The organism is Rhizobium favelukesii (genome assembly GCF_000577275.2).
GTDB classification, from domain to species: Bacteria; Pseudomonadota; Alphaproteobacteria; order Rhizobiales; family Rhizobiaceae; genus Rhizobium; species Rhizobium favelukesii.
Genome location: NZ_HG916855.1, coordinates 71,242 through 89,797 on the forward strand (window position 1 = coordinate 71,242; position 18,556 = coordinate 89,797).

Annotated in this window: 12 protein-coding genes and 9 pseudogenes; 8 read left to right on the plus strand and 13 right to left on the minus strand. The window is 58.5% G+C overall.

Annotated elements, in window-relative coordinates:
• Positions 1 to 91 precede the first annotated feature (91 nt).
• Genes LPU83_RS63965 through LPU83_RS63975 form a run of 3 tightly spaced genes read right to left on the minus strand, consistent with a single transcriptional unit; the run spans position 92 to position 3,276 of the window.
• Positions 92 to 1,351 (minus strand): ABC transporter substrate-binding protein, encoded by a 1,260-nt coding sequence (locus tag LPU83_RS63965; RefSeq protein WP_024318665.1) that lies wholly within the window; start codon positions 1,349 to 1,351, stop codon positions 92 to 94.
• Between the two features lie 39 nt (positions 1,352 to 1,390).
• A complete protein-coding gene (locus LPU83_RS63970) occupies positions 1,391 to 2,557 on the minus strand; it encodes a PLP-dependent transferase (RefSeq protein ID WP_024318666.1) in 1,167 nt (388 codons plus the stop codon).
• Positions 2,554 to 3,276 (minus strand): FadR/GntR family transcriptional regulator, encoded by a 723-nt coding sequence (locus LPU83_RS63975; protein ID WP_024318667.1) that lies wholly within the window; start codon positions 3,274 to 3,276, stop codon positions 2,554 to 2,556. Before LPU83_RS63975 ends, LPU83_RS63970 begins: the two co-directional genes overlap by 4 nt.
• 354 nt (positions 3,277 to 3,630) lie before the next feature.
• Here LPU83_RS63975 and LPU83_RS63980 point away from each other — a divergent pair, with 354 nt between their 5' ends.
• Positions 3,631 to 4,359 carry an SDR family oxidoreductase gene (locus LPU83_RS63980; RefSeq protein ID WP_024318668.1) on the plus strand — a complete coding sequence of 243 codons (729 nt, stop codon included), beginning with the start codon at positions 3,631 to 3,633 and terminating at the stop codon, positions 4,357 to 4,359.
• Positions 4,360 to 4,511: 152 nt separating this feature from the next.
• On the opposite strand, the gene LPU83_RS63985 is transcribed toward LPU83_RS63980, so the two are convergent.
• The 3 genes and pseudogenes from LPU83_RS63985 to LPU83_RS63995 form a co-directional block, all read right to left on the minus strand.
• Complete coding sequence (locus LPU83_RS63985) at positions 4,512 to 5,078, minus strand: threonine transporter RhtB (RefSeq protein ID WP_024318669.1); 567 nt, start codon at positions 5,076 to 5,078, stop codon at positions 4,512 to 4,514.
• 502 nt (positions 5,079 to 5,580) lie between these two features.
• Positions 5,581 to 6,037, minus strand: a pseudogene (locus LPU83_RS63990) (pyridoxamine 5'-phosphate oxidase family protein).
• Between the two features lie 290 nt (positions 6,038 to 6,327).
• Positions 6,328 to 6,832 (minus strand): annotated as a pseudogene (locus LPU83_RS63995) (ATP-binding cassette domain-containing protein); the annotation flags it as partial.
• Positions 6,833 to 6,951: 119 nt separating this feature from the next.
• On the opposite strand from LPU83_RS63995, the gene LPU83_RS64000 reads away from it, so the two are divergent.
• Entirely contained in the window at positions 6,952 to 8,334 is a 1,383-nt protein-coding gene (locus LPU83_RS64000; RefSeq protein WP_037068948.1) for an IS701 family transposase, read from the plus strand.
• On the opposite strand, the pseudogene LPU83_RS64005 reads toward LPU83_RS64000, so the two are convergent.
• Positions 8,325 to 9,043: pseudogene (locus LPU83_RS64005) on the minus strand (ATP-binding cassette domain-containing protein); the annotation flags it as partial. The gene LPU83_RS64000 and the pseudogene LPU83_RS64005 sit on opposite strands and share 10 nt — an antisense overlap.
• A gap of 408 nt (positions 9,044 to 9,451) precedes the next feature.
• Here LPU83_RS64005 and LPU83_RS64010 point away from each other — a divergent pair.
• Positions 9,452 to 11,239: a methyl-accepting chemotaxis protein gene (locus LPU83_RS64010; RefSeq protein WP_024319215.1), complete on the plus strand. Its 1,788-nt coding sequence runs from the start codon at positions 9,452 to 9,454 to the stop codon at positions 11,237 to 11,239.
• 157 nt (positions 11,240 to 11,396) lie between these two features.
• Here LPU83_RS64010 and LPU83_RS64015 read toward each other — a convergent pair.
• The 3 genes and pseudogenes from LPU83_RS64015 to LPU83_RS64030 all read right to left on the minus strand — a co-directional run.
• Positions 11,397 to 11,588 (minus strand): annotated as a pseudogene (locus LPU83_RS64015) (aminotransferase class I/II-fold pyridoxal phosphate-dependent enzyme); the annotation flags it as partial.
• Between the two features lie 126 nt (positions 11,589 to 11,714).
• Complete coding sequence (gene istB, locus LPU83_RS64025) at positions 11,715 to 12,452, minus strand: IS21-like element helper ATPase IstB (RefSeq protein WP_024319062.1); 738 nt, start codon at positions 12,450 to 12,452, stop codon at positions 11,715 to 11,717.
• Between the two features lie 12 nt (positions 12,453 to 12,464).
• Positions 12,465 to 13,247 (minus strand): annotated as a pseudogene (locus LPU83_RS64030) (Mu transposase domain-containing protein); the annotation flags it as partial.
• A 98-nt stretch (positions 13,248 to 13,345) separates the two neighbouring features.
• On the opposite strand from LPU83_RS64030, the gene LPU83_RS64035 reads away from it, so the two are divergent.
• From LPU83_RS64035 to LPU83_RS64050, 4 genes and pseudogenes are all read left to right on the plus strand, one after another.
• Positions 13,346 to 13,555 carry a DUF5372 family protein gene (locus LPU83_RS64035; protein ID WP_231052163.1) on the plus strand — a complete coding sequence of 70 codons (210 nt, stop codon included), beginning with the start codon at positions 13,346 to 13,348 and terminating at the stop codon, positions 13,553 to 13,555.
• A gap of 182 nt (positions 13,556 to 13,737) precedes the next feature.
• A complete protein-coding gene (locus LPU83_RS74640) occupies positions 13,738 to 14,187 on the plus strand; it encodes a helix-turn-helix domain-containing protein (protein ID WP_037068933.1) in 450 nt (149 codons plus the stop codon).
• A gap of 22 nt (positions 14,188 to 14,209) precedes the next feature.
• On the plus strand, positions 14,210 to 14,479 hold the full coding sequence (locus tag LPU83_RS74645) for a hypothetical protein (protein ID WP_024319304.1): 270 nt from the start codon (positions 14,210 to 14,212) through the stop codon (positions 14,477 to 14,479).
• Positions 14,469 to 16,553, plus strand: a pseudogene (locus tag LPU83_RS64050) (recombinase family protein). Before LPU83_RS74645 ends, LPU83_RS64050 begins: the two are co-directional and overlap by 11 nt.
• A 3-nt stretch (positions 16,554 to 16,556) precedes the next feature.
• Here the strand turns inward: LPU83_RS64050 and istA are convergent.
• Both istA and LPU83_RS64060 read right to left on the minus strand, forming a co-directional pair.
• Positions 16,557 to 17,312: pseudogene (gene istA, locus LPU83_RS64055) on the minus strand (IS21 family transposase); the annotation flags it as partial.
• 196 nt (positions 17,313 to 17,508) lie between these two features.
• Positions 17,509 to 17,900: pseudogene (locus tag LPU83_RS64060) on the minus strand (aminotransferase class I/II-fold pyridoxal phosphate-dependent enzyme); the annotation flags it as partial.
• Here LPU83_RS64060 and LPU83_RS64065 point away from each other — a divergent pair.
• Positions 17,900 to 18,149 (plus strand): annotated as a pseudogene (locus LPU83_RS64065) (adenylate/guanylate cyclase domain-containing protein); the annotation flags it as partial. The pseudogenes LPU83_RS64060 and LPU83_RS64065 overlap by 1 nt on opposite strands.
• Here the strand turns inward: LPU83_RS64065 and LPU83_RS64070 are convergent.
• On the minus strand, positions 18,089 to 18,397 hold the full coding sequence (locus LPU83_RS64070; RefSeq protein ID WP_024314345.1) for a hypothetical protein: 309 nt from the start codon (positions 18,395 to 18,397) through the stop codon (positions 18,089 to 18,091). The pseudogene LPU83_RS64065 and the gene LPU83_RS64070 sit on opposite strands and share 61 nt — an antisense overlap.
• Between the last annotated feature and the right edge of the window lie 159 nt (positions 18,398 to 18,556).

Genomic DNA, 18,556 nt, shown 5'->3' on the forward strand with positions numbered 1-18,556 from the left:
TTCCGTTGTGCGGCCTCAAGGGCGCGCCATCTATGTCGTTCAGGGCGTTGGCGGCAGCCCTCTTTGCCAGGGCTGCCGCTTGACGTGGTACCTACTTCTTGGCCAGGAACTTCTGCTGTGCCTTGGTGAGGTAGTCCGCCCACTGGTCCGCCAGGTCCTTGGCCGAAATATCCCCGAGGAGCGCCTGCTGCGAGGTCTTGATTGCCAGCGAGTCCTTGAAGAAGGCGAATTCTTCGAGGTAGGTCGGCATCACCGTCGGGACGGTGTTCGGATCGGCCAGTTCCTCGAACCAGCCCTTGAACTGGTCACCCGCATAGAAGGGATCTTTCTCGGCGGTCGTATAGGCAGGAAGCGCGCCGATGCGCTTGTTCCATTCGAGGTTGCCTTCCGGGCCTTCGAGCGTCGCGATCAGCTTCCAAGACAGGTCCTTGTTCTGGCTCGTAGTGAACATCGACCAGCCACCATAGCCGATCGTCGGGAAGGACTTGCCGTCCGGGCCCTTCGGGAGCGGCATCACGCCGAAGTCGTCCTTTTTCATGCGCTCGGCGATCGCAATCAGGGCGTCCGGATCCTGATCGAGGAAGGCGCAGGTGCCGGAATAGAAGCCGGCGACGACTTCATTGAAGCCCCAGTTGACGCTGTCCTTCGGCGCATAGCCCTTCTTGTAGAGATCGACCATCCACTCGATGCCCTTCGCCCAGCCGGGGCTGTTCATCGTCGAGGTGCCGTCTTCGTTGAAGTACTTGTTCGAGCCTGCCATCGAGGCTGCGAAGATCATCCAGCCGTTAAGGCCACCTGGGCCGCCGCGCATGCAGTAGCCGTATTTGCCGGGAAGCTTGGAGACTTTCTCCGAAGCCGCCGTGAACTCTTCCAGCGTCTTCGGTGGTTCGGAAACGCCGGCTTCCTTGAGCAGTTTCTTGTTGTAGAACATGGCGCGCAGATAGAACCCGTAAGGCAGCATATAGGCCGTGTTCTTCACGTCGCGACCGAGTTCGAGGGCGCGCGGCGTCAGTTCCTTTGTGTGATCCCACTTTTCGAGATAGGGCTCGAGGCTTTCGAGCATGCCGTTATTGCCGTAGAGCGACAGCCAGGTATCTGGCATTTCCATGACGTCAGGCGTGTCGCCGGCCGAAACCATTGTCGCGAACTTCTGGAAGGCTTCGTTCCAGGGCAGCGAGATGATGTCGACCTTGGTGCCGGGGTTCGCAGCCTCGAATTTGCCGACGATCGACTTCAGCGTTTCGGTGCGTTCGGGGCTGGTGATGACCTCGACCAGCTTCAGCGTGGTATCGGCGAGTGCGGTGCCGGCCATCATCGTGGCGAGTAGAGTGGCGGTGATCAGTCTTTTCATGCTTGCTCCCCCTTTTCAGGTTTTTGAGGTTTTGAACGCTTAAGAGGCGACCGCCAGTGCCGCCTCAATGTCCTTCCACAAGGCCTCGGTTCCTTCGAGGCCGACGTGGAGGCGTACGGACCGCGCATGGATCCCGAAGGCATGCGCGGAATTCGGTTGCGCCTTCTGCTGAAGGACGACCTCGCCTGGTACGATCAGGCTTTCATGCCCACCCCAGCTCACTCCCAGTTTGAAGAGCTTGAGGTGATCGGCGAAGGCGCGGATATCGACGCCCTCGCGGAATATGAAGGAAAACAGCCCCGACGTGCCGTTGAGGCCGGCAGGCAGGCGGTTGGCGAGACCTGGATGGCAGACCGCCTCCACCACGTCGAGCTCCTGCAGGCGTTTTGCGATTGTCATCGCGGCGGCTTCGTGGGCCCGCATGCGGATCGGCAGCGTGCGCAGGCCGCGAATGAGAAGCCAGGCATCGAAGGGCGAGAGCTTGCCGCCGAGATAGGGATAGGCTTCCGCCTTGATGCGGGCGATCATCTCCTTCGACCCGACGACAACCCCAGCGACGACATCGCTGTGGCCGCCGAGATATTTCGAGGCCGAATGGATGACGATATCGACGCCTAGCGAGATCGGCTGCTGGAAGTAGGGGCTTGCCCAGCTGTTGTCGATCATCGTGATGATACCATGCGTCTTGGCGAGCGCGGCGAGCGCGCCGACGTCATGAGCGTCCATCACCCAGCTGGTCGGGCTTTCCATGTAGAAGAGTTTAGCGCCGGGCAGCGCCTTTGCCACCGCCTCCTCATCGCGGCCATCGACATAGGTGACTTCGACCTTCATGCGCTTCAGGATCGTGCCGAAAAGGCGGAACGCGTCGGGATAGACGTGCTTGACCGCGACGATCCGGTCGCCCGGTTCGACGAAGGACAGCACCGCCGAAGAGATCGCCGCCATGCCGCTCGCAAAGCCGAGCGCGTCGTCGGCTCCCTCAAGCTTCGCCAGCATTTCCTCAAACATGCGAACCGTTGGGTTGAGGCCGCGCGTATAGATCGGCCGCACCTTCTCGCCGCGATAGGAGGAGATCATGTCGTCATAATTGGAAAAGGTGAAAAGTGACGTCTGGAAAATCGGCGGCACGACGGCTTCGGCGAAGTTTCCTTCGTCGTGTGCGGTGATGAGCGAGGCAAGATCGAACGCGTCTGCGCCGTTATTCATTTCGACATTTCCTTGATATCGTCCTCGACAACCTCGAGGATTTTCAGTGTCTCTTCCCGCGCGGCCTCGGCATCCCGGGCGGCGATCGCGTTGTAGAGCGTGCGATGAAAGGGAAAGGAGCGGCGTGCGAAATCCTCGCGCTCGAAAGGGTGCTCCCAGAACTGCCAGAATGTCTCGCGCATCTGCTCGAGAAGCTGGCGAAAAAGCGGATTGTGGGTGGCATCGTAGATGGCAAGGTGGAAGGCCAGATCCTCCGGACCGGACGTGCCCTTCGATATGTGGACGCGTTCCATCGCGTCGAGGTTCTGCTCGATCAGGATGAGATCCTTGTCGGTCCGCTTTCTCGCTGCGACCATGCAGGCCTCGCATTCGATCCCGCGGCGCACCTCAAGGGTCTGCAGCAGCACGTCGCGCAGATGGCCAGTGTCCAGCGATAGCGGCATATGGATCGTCGCCTTCGAAACCGGTTTCAGTAGGTAGGTGCCGCTGCCTTTACGGGTTTCGATGACGCCAAGTGCCTGGAAGTGACGGATCGCCTCGCGGATCGTCGAGCGGCCGACCATCAGCGCTGACATCAGCTCGCGCTCTGCCGGCAGCCGATCGCCCGCCTTCAGCTGCGCGCTTTGAACATAATCGGCTAGCGCGTCGGTTACCTGACGCGCTCGGTCGATCGCCGGAAGCGGCCGGATAATCGGCCTGTCGCTGCTTGGTGCCTTCATGGTTCCCCAAATTCTTTAGGCAGGCGACCTTTGAATTGGTCTGACATCTTAGCATTTCGCAAAGTTTAGGAGGCGTCAAGGTCGCTCTCCATAAATAGCAGCGACGCCCCTACAGCCTCCCCGGTCGCCGGTGACTGAGCCAAATGCTCCGTTAGCGTAAGTCATACGTGGGTCTTCACGCAAAAAGGCGGCCTGACCGATAAAGAGCGCGAGCGGAGCCCCGATGATTTTTTTGGCAGGTTCTCTCAAAGCGTGGGATCGCCCAGGAAGGTGCCGGTGCAAAGGCAGTGACGATTGCTGGACCAGCCCAGCAAAAGCTCCTAGCCTTCGCGTTGCACGCAAAGGGAGATCGACATGGGAAGTGAACTAGACGGCAAAGTCGCAGCCGTGACAGGCGCGGCATCGGGCATCGGATTGGCGAGCTCGGAGGCCATGCTGGCGGCGGGTGCCATGGTTGTTTTGATCGACCGGGATGAAGGTGCGTTGAAGGCGCTTTGTGAAAAGCATAGCGACCGCGCTATGCCGTTGGTCATCGACCTGTTGGATCCGTCGGAATGCGCAACTTTGGTGCCGAAGGTTTTAGCGAGCGCAGGGCGGCTCGACATTTTTCACGCCAACGCCGGGACTTACATTGGTGGCGATCTAGTCGAGGCGGATACGAGCGCGATTGACCGGATGCTGAACCTGAACGTCAACGTGGTCATGAAAAACGTCCACGACGTTCTGCCTCATATGATCGAACGCGGCTCCGGTGATGTCATTGTAACCAGCTCGCTCGCGGCTCATTTCCCGACTCCGTGGGAGCCGGTCTACGCGTCGTCAAAATGGGCTATTAATTGCTTCGTCCAAACTGTGCGGCGGCAAGTCTTCAAGCACGGGATCCGGGTTGGATCTATCTCCCCTGGCCCGGTCATCACGTCGCTACTTGCCGACTGGCCGCCAGAAAAACTCGAAGAGGCCAAGGTCTCGGGAAGCTTGCTGCAAGCCAGCGAGGTCGCCGAAGTGGTGATCTTCATGCTGACCCGCCCTCGCGGCATGACGATCCGAGACGTGATCATGATGCCGACGAATTTTGACCTGTAACTGCGCCAGGAGTTGAGAGCATCCGAGCATGGTGGCGGGCTTGGCGCTGCCTGACCAGAAGCCATCCGACGTCAACAATGGCACCGAGAACAGCATTTCCGGCATCCGATGTTGTGGCACTTGCTAGTTCCGCAGTTTTGCCGCAGCCCTATTTATTGCTGTAGCGCGCTCACCGTGAGTATCGCTGAGAAAACCAGTAAGACGCCCGATCCGAACCGCCGCGCAATCAATGGCATTTGGTTGCTGCTTCCGAGAACCGTTCTGCCGACCAACAGCCAGATGGTTGATGTCAGAACGGCGACAGCCGAGAAGCTCCCGACGGCAGCGATCGGAAGCCGGTCCTGGTCCGGTGCAATCATCGTGAGCGCGATGATGAGTGCCTTAGGATTGAGCAGTGTCGTCACAACGACATGCCGCACGCCGATGACGAGGACCGAGGCCCGTGCATCCACAACCCACAGCTTCAGCGCGAGGTAGAGCACCCACGTAGCGGAGATGAGCTTTACGGCTTCAGAAACGGCGGGATGCACCTTCAGAAAGGTGCCTGCAAGCCCAGCGACGGGGAGAACAACCGTCAAATAGGATAGAACGACCGCTACAACAAGCACGACGGCACGCGTAAAACTAATCCCTTGCGACGCCATGGCCAGAACGGCATTGGTCGGACCTGGCAGGATAAGCAGCGCGAAGACGCTTAGAGCGAATGAAAGGTAAGACATAACAGAGGGTCCCAGCATCTCTGATGCCTTTTACATGGCCGCACAGATCCGTCTTTGACAAAGATCATCTCGACGCGAAACCTTTTCAGAATCCGGGCGTTAAGGCGGAATCAACGGGGTGCCGCCATGCCTGGCTTGATTTTCTTCATTCTCACTCGACTCTCGATTGGGTTTGCGATCGGATGCGCCGCCGGAATTGCGATCTGGAGGAGTCGTTTCTCCGATATGGGCGCGGGTTTAGGGTCTCTCGAACATCTCGTTATCGAAGGTCTGTTTATATACCTTTTCGCAAGTGCAATCGGGATCGGCTATTTGGCCACGGCGCTTCTATTTGATGAGGGATGACGGGATCCCGATCCACGGTTGCGGCAGATGATCACCGTCGAGCGCCTTTCATCGCTCTTCGGGCGCTTTCTCGAACGGTGGACCCAATGACGCCTCGAGATGAGAACGTTGATCTTCCTTACCAAGCGGTCGCCGACGGGCCGACCGCGCGCCGGAGTTAGTCCGGCACCACCATTCGTCCAGAGATGTCCTTCAACACAATGCCGAAGAAGACGTGTGGAGAGGCGTTTTGCACGGGCATTTCATGGGGCTTCAGTGCGCCTATCTCCCACCAGTCCGAAAATCTCTGAAGAAGCGACCATGCGTGCAGACGTTCTTGCTTCCACTGCTCCGTGTCGGGGAATTCCTCGTACCGTCCTTGCGCCACTACGCTCGTCCAGCTGCTATCGGAAGAGTGCTTTTCGACTTGAAAGGCACACCTTGTCATTTCCTCGCATCCAATCGATTTTTTGGCCAGGCATGGCAAAGCTGTACGCTATGCCGCCCTCGTACGCGAAATAGATGGGCACGACATAGGGTTGATTGTCTTTACTGCAGGCCAGGTGGCCGAAACGGGATTGCTCAAAGACTTCAAAGCACTCTAGTTGACTCAACTCCCTCAGGGCAAACGTCATCGTAGTGTCCTCCCATTGCTCGGTCGACAAATTGAGTGTTGGCAGTTTGATGTCTTTCCACATGGTACGCTTTGATTTCTGTCAAATGCCCGAAAGTAGGGGATCTGCGGTCCAGAATCTGCGTCGCCTGCCACAAAGCCACCTGAACGCCTGCCGCTCTCGCGTGCACCGGTCCGATGTGGCCACTGGCGCGCTCGCACCTCTTCAGCCTGTCCACGGCAAGCGTGCTGCCGCTGGCTCCTATCCTCAAAGGCTCAAAAGGCCAATCAACGCGCGGATGAGCGTGCATTTTAGGCCGCGTTCACCTCGCCTGTATCGATCTTCTCACCAAACTGAAGAGCCGCCAGCCGAGCGTAGGTTCCGCCTTTGCTCAATAGAGAGGAATGCGTTCCCTCCTCGACCACTCTTCCTTCGTCCACCACCAATATGCGATCCGCCTTCAAAACAGTCGCAAGACGATGCGCGATAACGAGTGTCGTTTTGCCACGCATCAGGCTCTCAAGAGCGTCCTTTACTGCTGCCTCGTTCTCGGCGTCCAGGGCCGAGGTTGCCTTGTGAAGCAGTAGTATCGTGGCATCTCGCAGGATCGCCCTTGCAATCGCAATTCTCTGCCTTTGGCCACCTGAAAGGGTCATGCCTCTCTCACCACGACCGTATCGTATTTTTTTCGAGTTTGGAAATAAAGTCATGGGCTTGCGCTTTCACGGCCGCAGCAATCACTGCCTCGCGTGTCGCGTCAGGCCGGCCGAACGCGATATTGTCGAAAATCGACGCTGCAAAGATTGTCACATCCTGAGCTCGACTTTGTACAAAATCGGTGGTGATTTCGGGGGCATCTGAGCAGCCCTGGGTGAATCAATTCGCCGCAGGGTCCCGGCCTTGCGCCATTCGTTTGATCGGATTCGAACGAATGGATGAGCGAACAACATGATTGTAGCCGTGAGCCGGGAGACGCGGTCCCCCACATCCTTCGCAAATGGCTGTCGCCGTTTCGTTTCTGGTTTACCGCGCCAAGCTGGGAGCATCTGCTGGTCCTGGTGATGGGTGCGCTCCTTTCGCCTGGCAAGCGAACGGTGACGGCCTGCCTGCGCATCACCGGACGCGCGGAGGTAAGTAATTTTGCCGCCTATCATCAACTCCTCAACCGAGCCCGCTGGAACCCTCGCACGTTGGCGGCCCGTCTGCTGTCCATCATTGTTGCCCGGCTCGTGCCCGAGGGCCCTGTCGTGATTGGCATGGATGATACAATCGAACGGCGTTGGGGCCAACGCATCGCCGCGCGTGGAATTTATCGTGACCCGGTGCGCTCCAGCCATGGCCACTTTGTCAAAGCCAGCGGCTTGAGATGGTTGAGCTTCATGGTTCTTTCACCTGTCCCATGGGCAAAATGTATTAAAGCCCTGCCGGTGCTGACGATCCTGTGTCCCTCTGAGCGCCATGATCAGAAGAAGGGCCGAAAGCACAAGCTGCTGACTGATTGGGCAAGGCAAGGCGTCTTGCAGCTTTGCCGCTGGCTGCCGGGCCGCGAAATCATCTTTGTCGGCGATAGCAGCTTTGCCGTTCATACACTGGCTGCGGCTCTTCCCGACACGGCCACTCTCATCACGCGGTTGCGTCTGGATGCCAGTCTCTTTGCTCCACCAGATCAACGGCACGAACATACGCTCGGGCGACCGGCGCAAAAAGGCAGGCCATTGCCGAAACTGAAAACGCTCCTCAAAGACGCAAAGACCGAGTGGCAGCGCATCGTCGCATCGTCCTGGTACGGCAAGCAAACCGACAAAACCCTTGATGTCACATCAGGAACCGGCCTCTGGTATCGGCGTGGAACGCCCCCAAGACCAATTCGCTGGGTTCTCGTTCGCGATCCATCAGGCCGTCGTGAACCCCAGGCGTTCATGAGCACCAACGTCAACCTTGAGCCCGCTCAGATCATTGCCTATTTCGTTCGGCGCTGGCAGATCGAGGTCACCTTCGCCGAAACGCGAGCGCATCTTGGCGTGGAAACCCAACGGCAGTGGAACGACAAAGCCATCATGCGCACGACCCCGTCGCTGCTGGCGCTCTACAGCCTCGTCACACTCTGGGCATGCGATCTGCTCGGTCATGGCGTCCTTCCCTATGCCGCCGCCTGGTACAAGAAAACAGAGTTCACCTTCTCCGATGCCATCGGTGCGGTTCGCATGATCCTGTGGGATCAGGATATTTATCGACAGCACCCGCCAGACCCGGACATTCCTGAAACTCAACCAAGCCGCCTCAAGCGGATGACACAAGCACTTTGCTTCGCTGCATAATGTACAAAGTCGAGCTGAGGAACGACTGCAATTTCCTTCCTGACATCCTCCGCTGACAGCGAAGACAGCTGGCGGCCATCGAACAAGATCGAGCCCCCGCCCGGTTCGTAGAATTTCAGCAAAAGCAAGATGGTACTTTTCCCGCCGCCGGAGGGTCCGACGACAGCTACGGTTTCGCCGGCTTTCACTTGCAGGGACAGACGATTTAGAACCGAGGCTTCGGGAGCACCGGGATATGCGAAGCGAACATCGTTCACCTCGAGAGTGCCCTTCGCTGGGCGTGGCAAATGAAAAGTCGGCGTTGCGGCTACTTTCAGCCGTGGGCTCGTCGAGCAACTCAAAGAGACGCTCGGCTGCGCCCGCTGCCTGGGCCAACTCACCCCAGACTTCGGAAAGCGAACCAAGAGAACCGGCAGCGATTACGGAATACAACAGAAATTGGCTCAGCGCTCCGGGTGTCAGCGTACCGGCCAGCACATCGTGAGCGCCGACCCATAGAACTCCCACCACGCTACTAAAGATCAGCGTTATGGCGAAGCGTGAGCAAGGAGCGCGCACGGATGGCAGCGGCAGCGCTCTCGTACGCGAGTTCTACGTCAGCGGAGTATTTCCTTTGAGCTGCATCTTCACCGTTGAAAGCCTGCACTGTGCGACTTGCAGCAATCGTTTCACTGGCGAACGCGGATGCCTGGGCGATCTTTGATCGCGATCAAGAAACGGAGAGACCTTGCTAACAATCACAATCGTTCCTGGAGCCGGCACCACTTGCGGACACGGCCGTAGGGCGCACTGAAGCCACCGCCCAGAATGCGTGCGATGTCCGAATAGTCTGGGTGGTCAGAGCGTCAATCGTCAAAAACACCCGGGCAACGCTCGACAGCTAAGAAAATTGAGAAAAATAAAGAATAGATTCTATCAGTCCTTACGCTCACCATTAGTATTTTGGAGTCTTGCGCCAAATTAACCAATATTAAACCATGTAAAGACTATCGTTAATCGGACCATCCATACAAGTCTACTTCAGATTGCGGAAAAACCGCGTCACAAACTTACTGCAAGCAGAAATTGTTGTGGATGACGAAGCGATACTATTCCAGCAACAACTTCAGGAGGGGCAATGAGTTTCCTGTTCGGAAAAGGGTCGGATGCTGCACTTGTATTGGCAGCAATGGACAAATCCCAGGCTGTTATCGAGTTCGCTCTCGACGGCAAGATTCTGACCGCAAACGACAATTTCTGCCGCTCGCTTGGCTACGATTTGAGCGAAATCGTGGGCCAACATCACAGGATGTTTGTCGATCCCGATGAAGCCCGGTCGGCTGAATACCGCGATTTTTGGACAAGACTAGGCCGAGGCGAGTTCGATCGCCGTCAATACCGCAGGATTGGCAAGGCTGGCAAACAGATCTGGATCGAAGCATCGTACAACCCGGTGGTGCGCGCCGGCAAACCATACAAGGTCGTCAAATTCGCAACAGATATAACGGCGCAGAAGCTCAAGAGTGCGGAAGACGCCGGCAAGCTTGACGCTCTATCTCGGGCCCAGGCGGTTATCGAGTTCAGCCCGAACGGCGATATCATCACAGCCAACGAGAACTTCCTGGCGGCGCTTGGCTATCGACTCGGCGAAATTGAAGGCCGACATCACTCCATGTTCTGTGATCCGGGTTATGCGCAAAGCGGCGAGTACGAAAAGTTTTGGGAGCGCCTTCGCGGCGGTGAGTATGCTGCCGAGGAATTCCTGCGGTTCGGCAAGGGAGGCAAGCGCGTTTGGGTGCAAGCGTCCTACAACCCGATTTTCGACATGAACGGCAGTGTGTTCAAGATCGTCAAGTTCGCCACAGATATCACCGGACGCGTCGAGAACGTCGAAACGCTCGCGCAGTCGCTCGGCATGCTTGCGGAAGGGGATCTGACCCTCGCCCTCGAAAAGACGTTCATCCCCTCGCTGGAGCGGCTTCGCACCGACTTCAACCAAGCTGTCGCAAGACTCCGCATGGCGATGGAAGATGTCGGCCACAATGCACGGGCAATCGCGGCCGGATCCACCCAAATCCGCGCCGCCGCGGATGACCTGTCGAAACGAACGGAACAGCAGGCCGCCTCGGTGGAGGAAACGGCGGCAGCGCTCGAGGAAATTACCACGACAGTTGCCGATTCCAGCCGGCGTGCAGAGGAAGCGGGCGACCTCGTTGCCGTGACGCGCGACAATGCCGAGAAGTCCGGGGATATCGTTCGCAAGGCCATCGCCGCGATGGGCCAAATCGAGAGTTCCTCCAATGAGATCTCGAACATCATCGGCGTCATCGATGATATCGCCTTTCAAACGAACCTCCTGGCGCTTAATGCGGGGGTCGAGGCGGCGCGTGCCGGCGAAGCGGGAAAAGGCTTCGCTGTCGTGGCGCAGGAGGTGCGCGAATTGGCCCAGCGGTCCGCGACCGCGGCAAAGGAGATCAAGGGTCTGATCAATGCGTCGGGAGAGCAGGTCAAGAGCGGCGTCAGCCTAGTCAATCAAACCGGCGAGGTCCTGGAAAAGATCGTTCAGCAAGTGCAGCAGATCAATGTGAATGTTGCCGCGATCGTCGAGGCATCAAAAGAACAGACGACTGGCCTGAAGGAAATAAACAGCGCCGTGAATACGATGGACCAAGGAACCCAGCAGAACGCAGCGATGGTCGAGGAGTCGACCGCGGCCAGCCACAGTCTGGCAAAGGAGGCTCACGCATTGTTCCAGTTGGTTGGCCAATTCAGGGTCAGCGACCGATTGTCGGCTATGACAACCGAGCAAACAAATCCAAAGCATCACACCATATCCTCGCCGGCACATCGAGTGGCCGCGCAAGTCGCAAGGGCATTCGGCGGCAGAGCATCTGGCGTAGCCGACGATCAGTGGAGTTCGTTCTGACCCCTGGTTTGTCGTTGTGCGCAGAACCAGACAGCATCCGGCAGGATGCTGTCTGGCAATCCGATGCAAATAGTGACACAGCCAGAGGCAATGTTCGTACGCCTGGTTGTATCTATTCAACACCTTGAAGCTTCCGCGGTTTCGTGTCTTGGTCCCGCTACGCAACGTGCCGGGCGAGCGCGCAGCGCGACCACAGCGCATGCAGCGCGTCCACGAGATGCTCGATGTTCGCATCGCTGTGGAGCGGCGTCGGGGCGATGCGCAGGCGCTCGGTCTTCTTCGGCACCGTCGGGTAGTTGATCGGCTGCACATAGACACCGCAATTGTCGAGCAGCAGGTCGCAGATCCATGCCGATTCCGATGAAGCCGCCCCTTTGTTCCGAGATGATTGCGCCCCCGGTTTCCGGGATGATCTCGCCCCCTGTTTAGTGGGGTCTGCAGGCGATGATTGTTGTCAGTTCATTCAAGTAATGTGTCAAGCTTTGCGCGACAGATTTCGGCGCAGACTATCTCCGCTTAGTTCGATGCGATGGGCATTGTGGACCAACCTGTCGAGTATGGCATCGGCATAGGTTGGATCACCGATGACGCCGTGCCAGGCGGATACGGGGAGTTGGCTGGTAATGATCGTTGATCGACGGCCGTAGCGGTCTTCGAGGATTTCGAGCAGGTCATGACGGGCCTGTTCGTTGAGCGGTTCGAGGCCCCAATCGTCCAGTATCAAAAGCTGAACATGGCCCAAGGTCCGTTGCAGCCGGGCATACCTGCCGTCACCACGCGCGAGCGCAAGCTGGGAGAACAATCGTGGGACACGTTGATAGAGAACTGATCGATCGTCTCGGCAAGCCTTATGGCCGAGAGCGCACGCCAACCAACTCTTTCCGACGCCCGAGGGCCCGCAGATTGCCAGATTGTCATGCGCGTTGATCCAGTCGCCACCGAGCAGCTTCATGAAGAGAGCGCGGTCAAGGCCGCGCTCGCTGCGATAATCGACATCTTCCGGAGTGGCTTGGTGGCGCAGCTTGGCAAACCTGAGACGTGCTGCAAGCTTGCGATCGTAACGGGAACTCCACTCCCGTTCGAGCAGCAATCCGAGCCATTCGGCGTGTGAGAGATGTTCGGTTTCGCCGTTGGCAACGAGTTCGTTAAAGGCCTTTGCCATGCCGGTCAGGCCCATGGCGTTCAATTTATCCAGAGTTGGATGAGCAAGCATCTTTCGTTCTCCTTAGTGGTAATAGCGGGGTCCGCGGATGTTGGCGTGGTGGATCGGTTCATGCGACGTCGCTCCATTTGAGGCAGCCGTTCGGTCGAGGTGATTGTCGAGGATGGAGCGCACCGAGCCACAGGTCCGGGCCCCGATCTCCAGCGCACGGCCGCAAGCGGCATTGACCCTGTCGCGGCCAAAGCTCTTGTTGAGGCGGATGATCCCGAGGCAGGCTCGAAAGCCCTGCTCGGGATGCGGTCTATCTGCAAGGATGCGCTCGCACAGCAGCGCAACATCCGGCCCCATGGCAGAGGCTTCGCGTTGAATGCGTTCGATCGTCCAGTCAGCAAAGCGGCGATGCGCCGAGGGCATATGATCGGGGATCGTCGTGTGCTTGCCGTTGCCGCTGGAGCGGCGATGCGCGGCAATGCGCTCGCCCTTGTGGAAGATCTCGATCGTATTGGCGGTGATACGAGCCTCGACCTGCTCGCGGGCGAAGCGATAAGGAACGGAATAGTAGTGCCGCTCGATCTCGACGTGATAATCCAGCCCGGCACGCCGGATGCGCCATTCAGCAAAGACATAGCGTTCGACAGGCAGTGGTCGCAAAGCCGGACGATCAAGGTCTTCGAACAGTTGGCGGCGCGTGACGCCGACGCGACGCAGGACCCGTTTGTCGTTGAGGTCATGAAGCAATTCGCCGATCGCCGCATTGACCTCAGCCAGGCTGTAGAAGGTGCGGTGGCGCAGGCGGCCCAATAGCCAGCGTTCGACGATGCGAACCGCGGCTTCCACTTTCGCCTTCTTTCAAGTCCAGGACTGCAGCTCGTGCAACTAGCCAAGCGCGCATAGAGTTTGAAGTAACGCACCCCTTTCATCCCTGGCGTGGCCAGCGTTTCGTTCTGGCGACGCGCAAGCAGAATTGGGGCGAAGACCGCGTCATGTTCTATGACGTTCAAGGACGACTGCGTTCGCTGCCGGCCTCGTGGACGGATGTCGATGAGATCGACGCATTCCGCCAGATAGCCGCAGGTCGGTCCTTCTCGCGCCCAGACGATCTGTCGGCGCTGGCGTCATTGATTGCTCACATCAAGGACCACCATGGAGATTGAAGATGCGTCAAGTAAATTACGCCGCAAATGTCAAGGTAATTATGCCGCGACTACGATGTTTGCGACGGCTTCCTTATGTGAAGTATCATTATAATGCAAGCGCTTTGGCTAATGGCTCGATATAATTCAATTGACACTAAAGTCGGCAGCGGCATATTTTACGTTACATGCAGGAGGCGCCTATGACCAAAGAAAGCAAGCCCGATCGCCTGCGCCAGATGGGCGCTCTCAACCCCAGACCCGAGGGCGTCCACGCGTCCTGGTTCCGGGAAGCAGGTTTCTTTGATCCGCTCGATCTCGTGCAAGTGAAGTACGAGATGCTTCGTCACGCCCGCCAAGACGGCACTAACAAAGCCGATGCGGCCGCGCTTTTCGGGCTGTCCCGGCAGACCTATTATCAAGCGGAGGCCGCGTTCGAGCGCGATGGCATTGCCGGCCTCTTGCCGCGCACCCGCGGGCCGAAGTCAGCCCACAAGCTTACTGGCGAGGTCATGCGTCTCGTCGAGGAGCATCTCGATGCGAACGGCCAACTGCAGGCCCGTTCGCTGGCGGAACTGGTGCATTCGAGACTGGGCATCAGCGTCCATCCTCGCAGTATCGAACGCGCGGTGGCGCGTAAAAAAAAACGATGACGGGCGGACGCACGCAATCACCATGCCGGCGAACGGCAAGGAGATTTACGAAGCGCTCCGCGCCGATGTTGTTTGCGGCACGGCTTGCGCAAGGCGGATGGGCGCCATCGTCTTTCACGGACTATGGCGCGGCCTGGCCGTGCTGATCACGCCAGAGCAGTCCACGATAGCGCGACAGCAGTCGGCGCCTCGGTCCACGACAACTTCAGTGGTCGCGCACGATCGCCAGCTCGTGCACATGCTCGCCAATATGGTGCTGGCAGCAGAGACAGGAGGAAGCCATGTCTACTGATAACGCCATGAAGATTAGTGCCGATCACCTGCGGCGCGATGCATTTCTCTACGTCCGCCAGTCCTCCCTTCGTCAGGTGTTCGAGAACACCGAGAGCACGAAGCGACAATATGCATTGCGGGACAGGGCGGTGGCGCTGGGTTGGCCGATTGAGCGCGTCCACGTCATCGACAACGACCTCGGCCTTTCCGGTGCACAGTCGCAGGACCGCGACGGATTTCAGCGCTTGGTGAGCGAGGTCGCGATGGGGCACGCAGGGATCGTGCTGGGACTGGAAGTATCTCGCCTGGCTCGCAACAATGCTGACTGGCATCGCCTTCTTGAGTTGGCCGCCATGTCGCGCACGCTCATCATGGATGAAGATGGCGTCTACGACGCGGCGTCCTTCAACGATCGTATGTTGCTCGGATTGAAGGGCACGATGAGTGAGGCCGAACTGCACATCCTGAAGTCTCGACTGCAAGGTGGCATTCTTAATAAGGCGCGTCGTGGGGAGCTCGAGTTACCGTTGCCGATCGGATTCGTTTACACGCCTGATACGCGCGTGGTGCTCGATCCGGATCGCCAGATCCAGGACACGGTGCGCATGCTGTTCGATACCTTCCGGGAGGCGGGCTCAGCTTGTGCGGTCGTGCGCCGCCTGCGTAGCGAGAAGATCCTGTATCCTCGGGCGCATTCGGCGCGGTCTCGGCAAGGGTGATGTCCTTTGGAGCGAGATAGACCACTCCCGTCTGCTTCAGATTTGCACAATCCCCGATACGCTGGCGCTTTCGCGTACGGACGCACACGCACTGTCTACAATGCCAAGCTGAAGTCCGTACAGCAGAAGATGCCGAGGTCCGACTGGCAGGTGCTCATCCCTCAGGCCCACGAAGGCTATATCTCATGGGATGAGTTCGAGCGTAATCAATCAAGCCTGGAACAAAATGCAGTCGGTTTTTCTCCGGGCCTGCGGGGTCGTATGCCTCGCCAGGGCAGCGGCTTGTTGCAAGGTCGAGTTTTGTGCGGTCGATGCGGCGCCCGCATGCGGGTCCATTATGAACAGTTCGAGGACAAGCTTCGTCCCTATTACGTCTGCAACGAGGCCGTCGTTCGTCACGCTGGAAAGACCTGCCAATGGGCAAGAGGACCTGCGATCGATGAAGCGGTCAGCGCGTTGCTGCTTGAAGCAATGGCACCGACGGCGATAGAAGTCGCGCTGGCGGTACAGCAGGAGATCTCACAACGTGTCGAGCAAGCCGCCTCGCTGCGCGACAAGCAGCTACAGCGCGCCCGGTATGAGGCTGAACTCGCACGTCGCCGCTATCTGAAGGTCGATCCCGACAACCGCTTGGTTGTCGACGCACTCGAAGCGGACTGGAATGGCAAACTACGCGACCTCGATGCGCTTCAGCGCGAACATGAGCGTCAAAACGAGACAGACCAGTTATTGTTGAATGGCCCTACGCAGGAACGGATTCGGGCGCTGGCCGCCGATTTTCCTCGCATCTGGAACCACGAACATACAAGCGCTGTCGAGCGCAAACGCATGCTTGGTCTCCTCATCGAAGACGTGACGCTGCTGGTCGACGAGCAGATCAACATGCACATACGCTGGCGCGGAGGGCGCACGCAAAGCCTGGCAGTCGCTCGTCCCCGGCCCATGGCAGTGATCCGCAAGACCCCGGAAGCGGTCGTAGCGTTGATCAACGAACTGCTGGAGACCGACAACGACCAGCAGATTGCCAGTCGTCTCAATACGCTCGGGCATCGTAACTGGCGCGGTGAGCCTTTTACGCTGAAGAAGGTCATGCTCGTTCGTCGAGCCTATGGGCTGAAGACCCGGTTCGAACGGTTGCGCGAGAGCGGCATGCTTACCGGCGAGGAAGTCGCCCGCCAGCTTGGCGTCAGCACCACAACCGTCCACCAACTCGGACGCGATGGCGTTCTCAAGCGCCACCGCTACGCTACCAACCATCGTTACCTGTATGAGCCTCCAGGCAACGTCAGACTCGCAAAAGGCGTCGGCGGTCGCTATGGTAGCCGCCAACCCCGGTTGATTGGCGCTCAACAAATCCAACAAGGTGCATCGTGATGTCCGCTCCTTGTCGCGCGGGCGGCGCGGTCGTGCCGGAAGAACAGCGCTTCCGTAATGAGCCGCCATCCCGGCATAGGTGCGATTGACCTGCGGATCAAAATGGCAGGCCTTGATGACGGCGACCTTGGCGTTGTCGGGAACCAGCAACGCCGGTGCGCCACCGAACGCCTCAAGCGCAAGCAGGTGACATTCGATCCAGTCGGGCAACGTTTCGCTCCAGCGAGCATGTGCAAATGAAAGGCTCGATGCTCCCAGAACAGCCACGAACAGGTGCGCCTGCCGTGTCTTGCCGGACAGCCGATCCACGATCACTGTGACCGTGTCGCCGGCATAATCGACGAACAGCTTGTCGCCGGCCGCATGATCCTGTCGCATCGTCACAGGCAGCTTCATCGCCCAGCCGCGGTAAAGGTCACAGTACCGGCTATAGCGATAACCCTCTGGATAACGGCTGATGTATTCGTCCCAAAGGATTTGCAGCGTCATGTGCTTGCGCTTCAGCTCCCGGTGGACCTGCGCCCAGTCCGGCTCGGGGCTACGACGGTGACCGGTCTTCGTCCCGGCCGCCTTGTAAAGCGCCGCTTCCAGGACTGCATCGCTGACCTCGTCACTCAACGGCCAGGAAAGTTCCGCAATCGCCGCACGCCGCAACGTCTCGCGCACCGTCGATGGCGCAGCGCCAACGCGGACCGCAATCGACTTGTGGCCAAGTCCTTGCTCGAAGCGATATCTCAATATCTCGCGGACACGCCGCATCTCCAGTCTCTCCGCAGGCATCCCGTTCCTTCCTCATCAAAGTCGAAGGAAGAAACTTCACACCAGCAGAACACCCACGCCAGATGCCGTCCAACGGGGGCGCATCATCTCGGAATCAGGGGGCGACTATTTCTCGGAATTGGGGGGCGAGATCATTTCGGAATCAGGGGGCGGATTGCCTCGGAATTTGCACGCAGATCCACTTGCACTTGGCCGCATCGCCAACCATGACCAGGACGATATGGCTCGGGTTCAGCATGTGCGGGATGCCGCGCTGATCGAGCAGCGCCCGCAGCTTGCGGACACGATCCTGGTGACGTGCACGCTCGAAGGGACTGACCTTCAGATGCTCTGGATCGAGGCGACCGCACCGGCCGCCAGTGTCGGCGGCAGCGCCGTCGTGAAGATGAAGCCCGATGCGAAGGAACGAATGAAAACGCAAAGCGCCGTCGAGGCAGCGATGTAGCCGCCCATGACGCCGAAGGCCTTGCCGAGCGTGCCTTCGATCACCGTCAGACGATCCATCAGGCCTTCGCGCTCGGCAATGCCGCCGCCGCGCGGTCCGTACATGCCAACGGCATGCACTTCGAATTGGTTATGAAGAGCGCGTTGACTACACTGCGATCGGCCATGTCGTGAACCTAGCGTCGCGATTGTGTTCATCTGCCGATGATCTGCAGATCCTCGTCGACCATGCCGTGGTCCGTGCGTGGCAAAATTTCAATGGTTGCTCTCGGTAGGCGGCAGCTCAAAGGTTTCGATGAGCAAATATCTGCTTACGAGGTCGGAACGAGAAGCGGAAGGCCGAATGCCGTGCACGAGCCGAAGCGAGGTTGAAGGGCAAGGTTTTGAATGGTTATGGAGCAAATGCCACAAAGTCGAGCCTGAGCGCCAAGGCTACTCATCTCGCGGCGTGAAGAGAGCTTTTTCTTTCTATTTTCTGCAACGATTGCAGCGTTGATCTGGTTGAAGAAATCCTCCGGAATGAACGCGTCGTCAACGCGACTGGGGTCATCGGGTCGTGGAGGCAAATCATAGCCAGCCCCCTTGATCTCCGGAACCGTGTCGATTTCAACTTTGGGCATCGGTTCCTCCGTTGCTCAATCTCAAACGACAAGCCCCCCGGCTTGCTGTCGGCTGCTGCATGGCTGGAACTTCGCATGCCGCGCGAGTGACCGCGACAGGTGCAATGAGACAACAAGGCTCGCCTTGCCACTCGAAGGGTTCAATTCTTATACTCCTGT